Source organism: Corallococcus exiguus, from assembly GCF_009909105.1.
Taxonomy (GTDB): Bacteria; Myxococcota; Myxococcia; order Myxococcales; family Myxococcaceae; genus Corallococcus; species Corallococcus exiguus.
The window spans coordinates 567749-581179 of record NZ_JAAAPK010000002.1; the positions used below are offsets into that span (position 1 = coordinate 567749).

The following is a 13431-nucleotide window of genomic DNA, read 5'->3' on the forward strand; positions in this document are numbered from 1 at the left end:
TTCAGGGGTGGAAACTCATCCCTGAGAACAATTGCCAGTCGCACCGGCTCTGGTTCCTGGCGCTAGAACCGCGGATACCCCCTGCTTCCCCTCGTGGAATTGAGAACGATGGACTCGACTGAGTACGGTGGATCGCGCACCAACGCGGTGAAGGGGTTTGCCGGTCGGATGGGCGCGCGCGCGTGCCTGACCCTGGTGGTTTGCGCCCTGTCCCTCTTCGCGGTGGAGACGGCCCAGGCCCAGGAGGCCCAGGAGCCCGCCCCCAAGACGCGGACCAAGGCCCCCCGCAAGCGCGCGGCGACCACGCCGGGCGCCAAGGCCGCCACGCCGGGTGCCAAGGCCGCCACGCCCGGCGCGAAGCCTCCGCGCACGGCGAAGACGCGCCGGGGCGCGAAGGCGCAGCCCCCGCCGACGGACGTGGAGCCCATTCCCGGGGACGAGCCCGCCGCGCAGCCGCCGGCGCTCGCCACCGAGCCGCCGCCCGCGCCGCTCGCCCCCGTGGCCGGCCCTGGCCCGTCCGTTTCGGATCCGCTGCCCGTGGCCTCGCCGTCGCCGTATGACGGGCCGCTGACTTCGGACATCCCGTCCAACCCGCCGCCCGCGCCCACGCTGGGTGCCGGCGCGGTGCTCCCGTCGTCACAGCCGCGCACGGCGGACAACGTCCCGGACCGCGCGCCCTTCACGGAGCCCACCTCCGACCGCGCGCTGCCGCCGCCCTCCAGCCTCTCCGGCCTGGACGGCCCGGACCTGGGCGGTGGCGACGACCTGGAGCAGAACATCAACAGGGCGCTGAGCGAGGCCGTCGTCACCACGGCGTCCAAGCGCAGCCAGCGCATCTCCGACGTGCCCCTCACGGTGTCCTGGATTCCGGCGGAGGAGCTGGAGGGCACCGGCCAGTTCTCGCTCTGCGAGGCCATCCAGTACTTCCCCGGCATGGAGTGCCGCCGGGGCTCCATGCGCAAGGCGGCGGTGAGCGCGCGCGGCCTGGGCTCCAACTACCTGTCCAACCGCCTCCTGCTCCTCAAGGACGGCCGTCCGCTGACGGACCCCTGGACGGGCCAGTTCTACGCGGATGAGACGACGCCGCTCACCAACCTGAAGCAGGTGGAAGTCATCCGCGGCCCGGGCTCGTCGCTCTACGGCTCCAACGCCTTCAGCGGCGTCATCAACATCATCGAGCGCCAGCCCGCGGACCTCATCGCCAAGGGCCAGAACGTGGGCGCCGACGCGCGCATCCTCGCGGGCCAGGACAAGACCTGGCGCCTGCAGACCAACGTCGCCGGCCGCGGCGGCCCGGTGGAGGCGCTGCTCGGCTACTACGGCTTCGGCTCGGACGGCCCGCAGCTCTTCAACAACCCGCAGCTGAACCAGACGGACACCAACGAGGACTCGCTGGTCCACCAGGTGAACGGCAAGGTCCGCGTGGGTCCTCTCGCGCTGGACGCGGACTTCACGGACGGCAACATCGGCCGGCCCGGTGGTCAGAACATCTCCACCGTGGGCAACTGCGGCCGCTGCCACTACACCGCGCAGGACAACGAGCACGTCCAGAACCTGAACACCGCCCTGCAGCTGGATCAGCAGGTGACGGACAACGTGCGCGTGTTCGCCCAGGCCTACGCCTTCTTCAAGCGCCGCAACGTGACGCTGGAGAATGAAATCACCGGCGCCCTGGAGGACACGCTGGGCAAGCGCAGCCGCCTGGGCGGTGAGGCGCGCGCGCTGTTCTCCCTGGACAAGCTCTCCGTCACCGTCGGCGGCGACGTGAAGGCCGACCAGGTGAACAACCAGAACATCCTGCCCGGCCTGACCCTGGACGACACGAAGCAGACCATCCTGGGCGGCTTCGTGGACGCGGAGTACCGCATCACGGACCGGCTGGTGGTGGGTGCGGGCGCTCGCTACGACAACTACCAGATCCCCTCCAAGGTCTGGGAGGCGAAGACGGATCAGGTGTCCCCGCGCGCCAGCGTCGTGTTCCACGCCATCCCGGAGCTGCTCACGCTGCGCACCAACTACGGCCGCGCCTTCCGCGCGCCCACGCTGGCGGAGCTGGCCATCAACCAGCAGATGTACGCCGCGACGCTCCTGGGCAACCCGTCCCTGCGCGCGGAGACGCTGGACACGGTGGAGGCGGCGGTGGACTTCTGGCCGCTGGACCGCAGGGTGCGCCTGACGGGCACGGGCTTCTACAACCGCGCCCGCAACTTCATCAATCAGGAGCTCCTCTTCGGCTCCACGTCCCAGTTCAAGAACCTGGGCGACGCGCGCGTGGCGGGCTTCGAGGCGGAAGCGGCGGCGCAGGTGCCGTCCCTCAACTCGTCCTTCGACGTGGCCTACCAGTTCCTGGACGCCCAGGCGCTGCCGGTGGGCGGCGGATCCAGCTACCCGCTGGACTACGCGCCCAGCCACCGCGTCTACCTGCGCGGCCGCACCAACATCGGCAAGTTCGCCTTCGTGGAGCTCTACGGCCTGTTCGTGGGCGCCCGGTATGATCCGGGCTTCGTGGTGGACGAGAACGCCGGCACCACCACCCGCGTGAAGCTGCCCAGCTACATCACCGCGACCGCGCGCGTGGGCTTCAACGTCCACGAGCGCGTGGCGGTGTCACTGTTGGGCACGAACCTCTTCAACGCGAAGTACGAGGAGTCCCACGGCTTCCCCGCACCGCCGCTGGGCGTCTTCACAGAAGTTCGACTCCATTATTAGGGCGCTGTTTGGATACCGTCGCCGCCGTGAAGGATGCTCCCCTGAAGTTGACGCCGGACACGACGCTCACGCCGGAGGCGCTGGAGAAGGCCTCCGGAGTGCTGGCCCGGGACGGCCTGTTGTTGGGGCGCGGTGACGACGCGGCGCCGCAGCTGGTGCTGTTCGACGGGCGGTTCACTCCCGCCCACGCCGCGCTCCTGGAACGCCGTCCCCCGGCGCTGCTGCTGGCCACCCGTGAGGGCGGCCAGCCGTCCGCCTGGGAGGCGCGGCTGTTGAGCGCGCTGTTGCGCGGCGAGCCCATGATCCCCAAGGAAGCAGCCACGTCCGTGGCGTGGCTGGGCAGCGTGGCGGAGGTGACGGCCGTGGGCGAGCGCGCGGCCGAGGCCGTCCTCCAGGCTGGCGGCTCCAAGGGCGCGGCCAGCCGGGTGGCGGATGTCGTCCATGAGATTGGCGTGAACGCGCTGCTCGACGCGCCAGTGGACGGAAGCGGCGAGCCGAAGTACGCCCACCGGCGCGGCCAGGTGCAGTCGGTGGCGGATGAAGACCGCTGCCTGGTGTCGTGGGCGGTGGCGGACGGCAGGGCGTGGCTGGAGGCGACGGACCGCTTCGGCCGCCTGTCGGTGTCACCGTTGGTGCGGGTGGTGAAGGCCTGGGGTGAGAAGGCGCAGGTGGATGCTTCGGGTGGTGGCGCGGGCCTGGGTCTGCGGCGCATCCTGGAGCACAGCGACGCAGTGGCGGTGCGGGTGACTCCGGGAAAGCGCACACAGTTCGCCTGTGGAGTGGACCTGGGCGACGGTCGCCGTCGGGCCGCGCAGCCCAAGTCGCTGCTGTTCAGTCTGGAACGAGGGTAGGCGGGTGGAGAGCCAAACTTCCAATGCCAGCATCACCTCCCTGCGCGTGGGCAGTCTGACCCACGTGCGCGTGGCCGGGGTGATCGACGAAACCTTCCCCCTCACGCCAGCCTCCAAGGGCATCCAGGGCCTGGTGGTGGTGGACCTGGGCCTGGTGGAGCGGATCAGCTCCTTCGGTGTGCGCCGGTGGATCGAGTTCGCCGGCCACCCGCCGCAGGGCGTGTCGGGGCTGTACGTCGTCAACGCGCCGCCGGTGGTGGTGGATCAGCTCAACATGGTGGAGGGCTTCGCGGGCGTCGCGCGCGTGCTCTCGCTGTTGGCGCCGTACACGTGCCGCTTCTGCAAGGAGGACCGGCTGCGGCTGGTCCGCCTGGTGGAGGAGGCGAAGGTGCTGGAGCAGGGCGGGGCCCCGCCGCACCAGTGCCCGGTGTGCTCCCAGCCGCTGGAGTTCGCGGACGAGCCCACGGAGTTCTTCGACTTCGCGCGCCGCCAGCAGTTCTCCGCGGTGGATCCCGCGGTGCTGCGCTACCTGCGCTCCGGCATCCCGTCGGAGCCGTCCGAGCTCTCGTCGCACCTGAAGATCGTCCAGGACGACATCACCTTCATCACCCTGGCCAGTACGCTCAAGGGCGACCTCAACGTGCGCCGGCTGGCGTCCGGCCTGGAGGGGCGCGTCGCGTTCGACTGCTGCCACGTGAGCGTGGTGGAGCAGGAAGCGCTGCCGCGCATCGAACAGGTGCTGGAGGTGGCCGCGCAGGGCGCCCAGGTGGTGCTGTGCCGCGTGCCGCCGCCGCTGCTGGCCGTGCTGGCGAAGTCCACCAAGACGCTGCCCGCGAAGCTGGCCACGCTGTGGCTGCCGTGTGACTGCCGCAACTGCGGCCAGGTCACCCACCAGCGCATCCAGACCTCCGAGTACCTGGAGGTGCTGCGCGCCAAGGGCACCATGGAGCGCGTGTGCCCCGTCTGCGGCGGCAGCGCCCGGGCTCCGGCGCTCGCGCAGTTCCAGGGGCTGCTCGCGCGCACGCCGCTCACCGACAAGCCGCTGGAGGACATCGAGGCGCTGGAGCAGCGCGCGCTCAGTCAGTACCTCTTCGGCTCCACCAACACGGACCCCGGCGCCCGGGGCTCGTCAGCCACGGACACGCACACCAGCGGCGCGCGGCTGCAGATCATCCGCCGGCTGGGGCAGGGCGGCATGGCGGAAGTGTTTCTCGCCAAGCAGCAGGGCGTGAAGGGCTTCGAGAAGTTCGTGGTGATGAAGAAGATTCTCGCGCAGTTCGCTGAGAATCCTGAGTTCGTCGACATGCTCTTCGCGGAGGCCCGCGCCAACGCGCGCCTCACGCACCCCAACGTCGTGCAGACCTTCGACGTGGGCGTGACGGACGGTGTGGCGTACATCCTGATGGAGTATGTGCGCGGCCCGGACCTGAAGCGCCTGCTCACGGAGCTGCGCCGCAAGGGCATGGCGCTGCCGCTGGAGCACGCGCTGCGCATCGTGGCGGAGGTCGCCGCGGGCCTGCACTACGCGCACAGCTACGTGGACCCTTCCGGCACGGCGCACCCGGTGGTGCACCGCGACGTCAGCCCCCACAACGTGCTGGTGTCGCTGGACGGCGCCATCAAGCTGTCGGACTTCGGCATCGCCAAGGTGCAGGGCGAGGAGCACACGCAGGCGGGCGTCATCAAGGGGAAGATTTCGTATCTCTCCCCGGAGGCCGCCAGCGGCCGCCCGCTGGACTGGCGCAACGACGTGTTCGCGCTGGGCGTGGTGCTCTTCGAACTGCTCACCGGCCAGCTGCCGTTCCGCCGGGACCATGACGCGGCCACGCTCGCGGCCATCGTGCGCGAGCCCGCGCCGGTGCCCTCGCAGCTGCGGCCCCACATCCCGCAGGACGTGTCGGACCTCATCCTGCGCGCGCTGGTGAAGGACCCGGCGCGGCGCACGCCCTCCGCGGCGGCGATGCGCGAGGAGATTGAAGCCGTCATCGCGCACCACCGGCTGTCCTCGTCGCCCGCGTCGGTGGCGCAGTTCTTCAAGGAGACGCTGGGCGACCGGCTCTCCGAGTACGCGCCGTCATCCATCGCCGGCCCGGGGACGGGCTCCAACCCCCGGGCGCTGATGCCGGGCACGGGCTCGCACTCGCGCAACGTGGGCACGGGCTCGGGCAGCGACATGCGGGCCCCCTCGGACCTGTCCCGTCCGCCCGTGCGCGGCGGTTCCGGCAGCATGCCCCGGATGGAGCCGCCCCCGGTGGCCTCCCCGCCGGAGCCCGCCGAGCGGGGCACCGAGGTCGTCTCCGTCAACGGGCCGCCCATGGCCTCCGCGCCTCCGGTGGCACCGCCCGTGGCCGCCGCGCCCCGTCCGTCGCGCCCGGCCGCGCCTCCGCCCACGTCGCCGATGCCGCCGCCCACCGCGGTGCGCCCCGCGGCGTCCGCCAACGTGCCCACGCGCGTGGGGCCGCCGCCGCAGGCGCCCGCGCGTCCGTCGGTGGCGGTGCCGTCCGTCGCCCCGCTGACCGCGGCTCCGCAGCCGCACCCCGTGGCAGCGCCCCCGTCGCATGGGGGCACCCACGCGCAATACGGGGCCGCCCACGCGCAGCAGGGAAGCGCCCCGCCGCCGCCGCTGGGGCACCATGCGCCGCCGCCGACCGGCTCCCACGCGGCCTATGGGGGACACCACCCCGTGGCCGCGCCGCCGCCGCACGTGGCTGCCCCGCATGCTCCGCCGGTGTCCGCTCCCGTGGCTCCGCCCACGCGGCCTCCGGCGGCTCCCGTGGCCGCGCCGCCGGCCCCCGTCCACGCGGTCTCCCCCACGGCTCAGGCGCCCGGCGCCGAAGCGACGGGGAAGGGACTGACGCCCGGTCAGCGCAAGGGGCTCATCGTGGGCGGCGTGGGCCTGGTGCTCGCGGGGCTCGCGTTGGTGTTCCTGCTGCCCAAGGGCGGCGTGGAGGTGCGCAACGCCCAGGAGGGTGAGCGCGTCTACGTGTCCGGCGTCCTGCTGGATGCGAGCCAGGGCCTGCCCGAAGGCAACACCGGCTGGCTCATCTCCACGGCCGTGGACGGCAAGCTGCACCGTTTCGGCAAGGTGCCGAAGTCGGAGCACATCGACCTGCGCACGCTCGCGGACGCCCCGCCCCAGGCGGAGGCCCGGGGCATGCTCAGCATCACTGGTGCCCAAGGCTGCCGCGTGGCGCTGGGCTCGCAGGTGCTGGAGGGCCAGACGCCCCTGTCCAACCAGATGCCCGCGGGGCGCGAGTTCGAGGTGCGCGTCACCTGCGGCGGCAAGCCCGACGTCGTCCGCTGGGTGATGGCCGTCCCGGGGCAGGGCGTCGTGCTGGACGTGCCCTGAGCCGGACGGAATGTCCCGTGCCGGAGGACACCGCTGACAAAGCGGCCCTCCGGTCGGTGAGGCCGTGCGGGGCCTACAGCTTCTTCAGCAGGAAGGCCCGGTACGTGCCGTAGCCCGGCAGGTCCTCGCCGAGCGAGCCGTCCACCTTCGCGCGCAGGGTGAGCGTGCCGTCCGTCAGGTCCAGCGTGAAGCCCGGCGCGTCCTTGTGGACGATGTGCAACGTCTGGATGCCTTCCCGGACGGCCTGCTTTCCGATGGCGTCGCTACAGACGGACTTCATGTCGTCGATGAGCCGGTCGAAGACGCCGTTGGAGAGCATCTGGATGGCGGCCACGGTGGTGAAGCTCGCCTCGTCCAGCGTCACCTGGATGTCCGCGCCCGCCGCGGCCTCCTTCAGCTCCGCCACCTTCGAGGCGAAGGTGTCGTTCTTGAACGCGGCCATCTCCGACCGTTCGGCGAGACCCATGGTGTTCGTGCTCCGTGCTGTGTCCGGGCGGGAATGCCTGAAAGAAGGCGGAAACCTCGTGGACAGGCCGCCCGTGTGTCAACGCCCTCAGTCGTGGGTGCCCACGTGCAGGTCGCCGTGGCGCGTGCAGACCCAGTGGAAGGCGCAGGAGCAGGCCACCGCGCGGGCATGCGTGCAGCACCGGCCCCCGAAGTCCTCCGGGAGGACTTCGCGCTCGGGAGGTGGCGGGTCGGGCAGCTCCTTGGGGGCGCCCCGCCCGGAGTCCGCGGGTGCGCTGCCGCAGCAGCCGCGCACGAGGCACTCGGGACACAGGGACAATTCGCAGTGCGCGCACCAGTCGAACACCTCTCCGGCGGTGCCACGGCGCTCACAACCTCCACAGGCGTCGAACATGGGCAGCCTCCTTGCTCACCTGCGAGGAAGGTAGAGGAGGGGTCCGACATCACGGGTCGTGCGGGAACGTCTGGCGCTCCGGGAGGAGGGAAGCGACGGCTGGCCGACGCTCGCGCCACGCACCTTCCACGGGTGGACGGGAATCAGGACGCACGCCGGTCCGTGAGCCCTTGCGGCGTTGGCCGGGGATTCGCATGGAACAGGGGCTCACGTAGTTCCAGTTTTTCGGGGAGGACGCAGTCATGCGCAGACACCGCCGCATCATCGGAGTGTTCGGCTCCGGGGCGCACTCCCACGACGAGTGGGTCGTCCCCCTGGCGCGGTGGATTGCGGAGGCCGGGTTCGACCTGCTCACCGGCGCGGGTGGCGGCGTCATGAGCGTGGCGGCGGGGGCCTTCGTCCAGGTGGAGGGGCGGCGGGGGGCGGCCATCGGCATCATCCCCGGCACCGTGGGCGCGGACGGCCGTTACCAGCCCCGGGCCGGCTACCCGAACACGGACATCGAAATCCCCATCTACACCCACCTGCCGCTCAGCGGGGAGCAGGGCACGGACCCCATGAGCCGCAACCACATCAACGTGCTGACGCCGCATGCCCTGGTCGCGCTGCCCGGGGGCGCCGGCACCGCGGCGGAGGCCGTCCTGGCCTTGCGCTATGGCAAGCCGCTCATCCTGCACGGGCCACCGGAGCTGTTCCGGCGCTTCCCGGTGGAGGCCGAGCGCACCACCTCCCTGGAGCGGGTGGCCGAGTTCCTCCTGGCCGCCACCCGCTAGGCGGCAGGCGGGCTCAAGCAGGGCCTTGGTGAAGGGGAAGCCGCCCCACGGGGTGGCAAAAGATTCTAGGATGGACGTCGTGGGGAGGGGTGTGCGCCGCGGGTGCACGTCCGTCACCCATCACGTCCGCCATCATGATCAACCCCGACTATCCGTTGGCCAGCTGGTTCCTCGCGGTCTCCACCTCGGTCTTCCTGGTCGTCTACGCATTGCCGTTGCTGTTCATCCCGTTGCGCTGGGCGCGTTGGTTCGGGTGGGAGCTGCCCACGGGCAACAACGACTTGACGGTCTACTTCGCGCGTTGCCTGGGCGGCCTGGCGCTGTCCGTCATCATCGCGGTGGTGCAGTTCATCCCGGACCCCAAGAGCCACCTGGTCATCTTCGAGCTCATCGGCCTCATCGGTGGACTGATGACGGCGGTGCACGTCTGGGGCGCGGTGCGCAAGCAGCAGCCCTGGCCGGAGACGGCGGAAATCCCCCTCTACGGCGCCATGTGCCTGGGCGCCCTGTACCTGCGCTTCGCGAACCTGTCCTGAGCGGAAAGCCCCTTAAGGATGCCCTCCACGCAGCCCATTGATCCCGCTGTCGCGATGCTGGCCCCGTACATGCCGGCGGCCATCCTCGCGCGGCTTGGGAGCCAGGATGCGGACGCGCTGCCCCGGGTGGAGGGCGTGCGGGGCGCCATCTTGCTGCTGGACATCGCGGGCTTCACGCCCATCGTGGTGGGGCTGAGCGGCGCGGGCCCTCGCGGCATCGACGCGCTCCAGCGCCTGCTGACGAACTACTACACGGAGATGATCGACGTCGTCCGCGACCACGGCGGGGACATCTACCAGTTCGCCGGCGACTCCATCCTCGCGTGCTTCGAGTCCGCGCCTGAGGAAGCGGACGCGGACGTCGTGCAGCGAGCGGCGGTGTGCGCGCTGGGCGTGCAGCGCAGGCTCGCGCGCTTCGCCCGGCTGGAGCTGTTGGGCCAGCGCTTCGGCGTGTCGTCGCGCATCGGCATCGGCTTTGGTGAGGCCACGCGCATCGTGATGGGCACCACCGGCCTGTGGATGCACCCGGCGCTCGTGGGAGAGCCGCTGGCGCAGGCGGTGGGCGCGGAGAAGCAGGCCACGGTGTCGGAGGTCGTCCTCAGCCCGCGCGCCTGGGCGGCGCTGCCGGAGTCCGCGCGCAGGGGCGACCCACGCGAGGGCGGCAACCACCGGCTGGCGCTCGACGCGCCGGTGGAGTCGGTGAAGCGCCCGCTGCCCGCGCCCACGGGTGGGGCGGAGCTGGTGGGCCGGTGCGCGCTGCTCCTGCACCCGGTGCTCTTCACGAAGATCACCACCGCGCACCAGGAGTTCGCGGGCGACTTCCGCGACGTCACCTGCTTCTTCGTGCGCTTCACCCACGCGCGGGCGGACACGGATCCGGACGCGTTCACCCACGACCTCAACGCCTACTACGAATACGTCCAGCGGGAGTCCGCCCACCACGGCGGCGTGCTGCTGATGACGGACTTCACGGACAAGGGCAACGTGCTCTACGTCCTGTTCGGCGCGCCCACCGCCCAGCAGAACAAGGAGGTGCTGGCGTGCCGGCTGGCCTGCAAGCTGCTCAAGGCCCGGGCGCAGTTCCCCTTCCTGGATGAGCTGCAGATCGGCATCGCCACCGGCCACGCCTACTGCGGGGACATGGGCTCGCCCACGCGCAAGGGCTACTCGGCGCTGGGCGAGGTCGTGAACATGGCCGCGCGCCTGATGACGCACGGCGGACACCAGGACGGCGTGCACCTGTGCGCCAACACCCAGGCGCGCTCGCAGCAGGGCGGCTTCGCCACGGAGTTCGTGGAGGACGCGAAGCTCAAGGGCGTGTCGCGCTCGGTGCCGGTGTACCGGCTCTTGGGGGAGACGCGCCGCAGCCTCTTCATCAAGGGCCGGGGCGACATCATCGGCCGCAGCCGCGAGCTCAACGTGCTGCACGCGTCGCTCAACGCGGCCTTCGCCGGCCAGGGCCGCGTGAGCGTGGTGTCCGGCGAGGCGGGCATCGGCAAGTCGCGGCTGGGCGCGCGCGTGCTGGAGGACGCGGAGGAGGGCGGCGCCCGGGCGCTGTACGGCGTCTGCTACTCCTACGAGGCCTTCACCCCCTTCTTCCCCTGGAAGGAGGTGCTGCTCCAGGCCTTCGGTCTGCACGACTCGGACGACACCGAGGCGCAGCTCACGCGCCTGCGGCAGGGGCTGGACGGCCTGGAGGACGTGGGGCCGGAGTGGATTCCCGTGGTCGCGGGCATCCTCGGCATGTCGCTGGAGGAGACGTCCGCCACGGCGGGGATGGACGCGCGGCGCAAGCAGCAGAAGGTGTTCCAGATCGTCTTCCAGCTCCTGGAGAAGCTCAGCCGCGCGCAGCCGCTGCTGCTCTTCTTCGAGGACCTGCACTGGGCGGACTACATCTCGTTGGATCTGCTCCAGTACCTGGCGGTGCGCGTGGGCTCGCACCGCATCATGGTGCTGGCGACGATGCGCCCGGGCGACCAGCTCCGCGGGCTGCGCGACCTGCCGGAGTTCGTCCCGGTGGACCTGACGAGCCTGGACGAAGAGGACACGCGGGCGCTCCTGCGCTTGCACCTGCGCCTGTCGCCGCCGGACGTCGCGCTGGAGGACCGGTTGCTCGCGAAGGTGCAGGGCAACCCGTTCTTCATCGAATCCATCGTGGAGGGCCTGGCGGAGCAGGGCTACCTGGGACCGGTGGAGCCCGGATCGCAGCGGATGGAGCTGAAGCGCGGCCTCCAGGACCTGCTGCTGCCGGACTCCATCCAGGACGTGGTGCTGTCGCGCATCGACCTGCTCAGCGAGACGGAGAAGCTGGTGGTGAAGGTGGCGTCCGTCATCGGGCGCATCTTCACGCTGGACGCGGTGGCGGCGCTGGTGCCCACCCTGGGCCACGGCGTGCTGCGTGAGGCCATGGACACGCTCCAGCGCCTGGGCCTCATCCTGCTGGAGACGGAGGAGCCGTACACCTGCCTCTTCAAGCACATCGTCATCCGCGACGTGGCCTACAACACGCTGCTGGTGTCGGCGCGTGAGGACCTGCACCGCCGGCTCGCGCGCTACCTGGAGGCCCGCGCCAACGACAACCTCGCGGCCTCCGCGGGTCTGCTCGCGTTCCACTTCCTCGCGGGGAACGTGGAGGACAAGGGCCTGGCGTACACGCTGATGGCGGCCCGCAGCGCGCGGGCGCAGTACGCGAACGACGACGCGCTCTACCACTACAACCGGGGACTGGAGCTGCTCGGCACCGTCGTTCCGGTGGACCCGGAGGTGACGCTGCTCCAGACGCGCCGGGTGATGCAGGAGCTGGCGGAGACGCTGCTCCAGGCGGGCCACTACGCCAACGCCATCCTGATGTTCGAGCAGTGCCTGGTGGACGAGGAGGAGCCCCCTCGCCAGGCGGAGCTGCACCTGGGCCTGGGCCGCGCGCACCAGGAGAAGGGCGAGTCCGCGCTCGCCACGCAGCACCTGGAGAAGTCGCTGGTGCTGAGGGGCCGCAGCCTCCCCGGGAGTCTGGCCGCGCTGGGCCTGCGCACGCTGGCGAACCTGGTGCTCCGGGGGCTCGCGACGCTGCTGCCCTTCATCTTGCGTCCGCTGCCGGCGGCGAGGCTGGGCAACTACCTGCAGCAGCTGTCCACGCTCAACTCGCTCATCCGCATCTACTACTTCGCGGACATCACCAAGCTCACCTGGGCGACGCTGGTGTCCACCAACATGGCGGAGCGCTCGCGCAACGACTACGCCATGAGCATGGCGCGCGGTTACTACGGCACGCTCTTGTTCGGAGCGGGGCTGCTCAAGCGCTCGCGCTACCACTGTGAGAAGGCGCTGGAGTACGCGCGCCGCTCCAAGGACCCGGTGGCGGAGGGGCTCGCGCTCAGCCGCCTGGGCATCCAGGCCTTCTTCGCCAACGAGCTGGAGCGCGCGCGCGAATTCCAGGAGGAGGCCGTCTCCACGCTGCGCCAGGTGGGCGAGCGCTGGGAGCGCCAGACGTCGCTGATGATGCAGGCCACGGGCGAGTTCCTCCACTCGCGCTTCCGCACGGCGGTGGCGCTCTACGAGCAGATGGGGACCATTGGCGTGGAGCTCAACGCGCTGATGCACCAGGGCTGGGCGCACTCGTGGGCGCCCATGTGCCGCTACCTGTTGGGCGAAGGTGACGTGGGCGAATTGTGCGCGGAGCTGGAGCAGGGCCTGCGCATCAGCGAAGAGGTGGCGGACCTGGCCAACCAGTGCGCCAGCTTGAACCACCTGGCCAACGTCACGGTGCGCGAGCACCAGGTGGAGGAGGCGGCGCTCGTCGCGGTGCGCTGCTTCGAGAGCATCTGGAGCTATCAGGTGCTGGTGCCCTTCCTCCAGGTGGGGCTGGTGGACGCGGCGGAGGCGGCCCTCTTCGCGCTGGAGGAGGGCGCCACGGTGGTGCCGCGCAAGAAGCTGCTGAAGGTCGTGCGGCTGTCCTGCCTCAAGGCGCGCGTCATCGCGAGGCTCTATCCGTACCTGAAGGGTCCGGCGCTGCGCGTGACAGCGCGCTCGCTGGCCCTGCGCAAGGGACCCAAGGCCGCGGAGCCCGTGTTCCTGGAGGCCATCGCCGTCCTGGAGAAGAGCCCCAACCGCTGGGAGACGGGCGTGGCCTACTTCGACGCGGCGGTGGCGCTGCCGAACCGGCGCGAGGAGTTCCTCGCCCGAGCGCGCGCCATCTTCACGGAGGTGGAGGCCCGCGCGGAGCTGCGCCGCATGGACCGCTTCCAGGGCCACCCTCCAGGCCCCGCCGGTGGAGGCGCTTGTTGCTCCCCAGGCCTCAAGGTCCCGTGACGCTCGCGTGATGTGACGCGCCTGACGCATTCCTTGTCCCGTCAGGCGG

The 13431-nt window shown here is 71.0% G+C and carries 8 protein-coding genes; 6 read left to right on the plus strand and 2 right to left on the minus strand.

Annotation, left to right across the window (positions count from 1 at the left end):
* The first annotated feature begins 108 nt into the window (after positions 1-108).
* Genes GTZ93_RS08820 through GTZ93_RS08830 form a run of 3 tightly spaced genes read left to right on the plus strand, consistent with a single transcriptional unit; the run spans position 109 to position 6909 of the window.
* Positions 109-2709, plus strand: coding sequence for a TonB-dependent receptor (locus GTZ93_RS08820; protein ID WP_139917064.1), 2601 nt, complete (start codon positions 109-111; stop codon positions 2707-2709).
* A gap of 26 nt (positions 2710-2735) precedes the next feature.
* Complete coding sequence (locus GTZ93_RS08825; protein ID WP_233597447.1) at positions 2736-3560, plus strand: hypothetical protein; 825 nt, start codon at positions 2736-2738, stop codon at positions 3558-3560.
* A gap of 4 nt (positions 3561-3564) precedes the next feature.
* Positions 3565-6909 (plus strand): protein kinase domain-containing protein, encoded by a 3345-nt coding sequence (locus tag GTZ93_RS08830; RefSeq protein WP_139917066.1) that lies wholly within the window; start codon positions 3565-3567, stop codon positions 6907-6909.
* Between the two features lie 73 nt (positions 6910-6982).
* Here the strand turns inward: GTZ93_RS08830 and GTZ93_RS08835 are convergent, their stop codons facing one another.
* Both GTZ93_RS08835 and GTZ93_RS08840 read right to left on the minus strand, forming a co-directional pair.
* Complete coding sequence (locus GTZ93_RS08835; RefSeq protein ID WP_139917068.1) at positions 6983-7375, minus strand: hypothetical protein; 393 nt, start codon at positions 7373-7375, stop codon at positions 6983-6985.
* An 87-nt stretch (positions 7376-7462) separates the two neighbouring features.
* Positions 7463-7768: a hypothetical protein gene (locus GTZ93_RS08840; RefSeq protein ID WP_120581708.1), complete on the minus strand. Its 306-nt coding sequence runs from the start codon at positions 7766-7768 to the stop codon at positions 7463-7465.
* A gap of 242 nt (positions 7769-8010) precedes the next feature.
* On the opposite strand from GTZ93_RS08840, the gene GTZ93_RS08845 reads away from it, so the two are divergent.
* The 3 genes from GTZ93_RS08845 (at position 8011) to GTZ93_RS08855 (ending at position 13382) form a co-directional block, all read left to right on the plus strand.
* Positions 8011-8541: an SLOG cluster 4 domain-containing protein gene (locus GTZ93_RS08845; protein WP_161662733.1), complete on the plus strand. Its 531-nt coding sequence runs from the start codon at positions 8011-8013 to the stop codon at positions 8539-8541.
* Between the two features lie 134 nt (positions 8542-8675).
* On the plus strand, positions 8676-9077 hold the full coding sequence (locus GTZ93_RS08850) for a hypothetical protein (RefSeq protein ID WP_120580637.1): 402 nt from the start codon (positions 8676-8678) through the stop codon (positions 9075-9077).
* An 18-nt stretch (positions 9078-9095) separates the two neighbouring features.
* Positions 9096-13382, plus strand: a complete 4287-nt coding sequence (locus GTZ93_RS08855) for an AAA family ATPase (RefSeq protein ID WP_139921630.1) — start codon at positions 9096-9098, stop codon at positions 13380-13382.
* Positions 13383-13431: the final 49 nt, after the last annotated feature.

Coding starts and splice junctions, on each gene's coding strand:
- GTZ93_RS08850 (WP_120580637.1), top strand. CDS start 8,676: ATGATCAACCCCGACTATCCGTTGGCCAGCTGGTTCCTCGCGGTCTCC.
- GTZ93_RS08820 (WP_139917064.1), top strand. CDS start 109: ATGGACTCGACTGAGTACGGTGGATCGCGCACCAACGCGGTGAAGGGG.
- GTZ93_RS08835 (WP_139917068.1), bottom strand. CDS start 7,375: ATGGGTCTCGCCGAACGGTCGGAGATGGCCGCGTTCAAGAACGACACC.
- GTZ93_RS08840 (WP_120581708.1), bottom strand. CDS start 7,768: ATGTTCGACGCCTGTGGAGGTTGTGAGCGCCGTGGCACCGCCGGAGAG.
- GTZ93_RS08855 (WP_139921630.1), top strand. CDS start 9,096: ATGCCCTCCACGCAGCCCATTGATCCCGCTGTCGCGATGCTGGCCCCG.
- GTZ93_RS08845 (WP_161662733.1), top strand. CDS start 8,011: ATGCGCAGACACCGCCGCATCATCGGAGTGTTCGGCTCCGGGGCGCAC.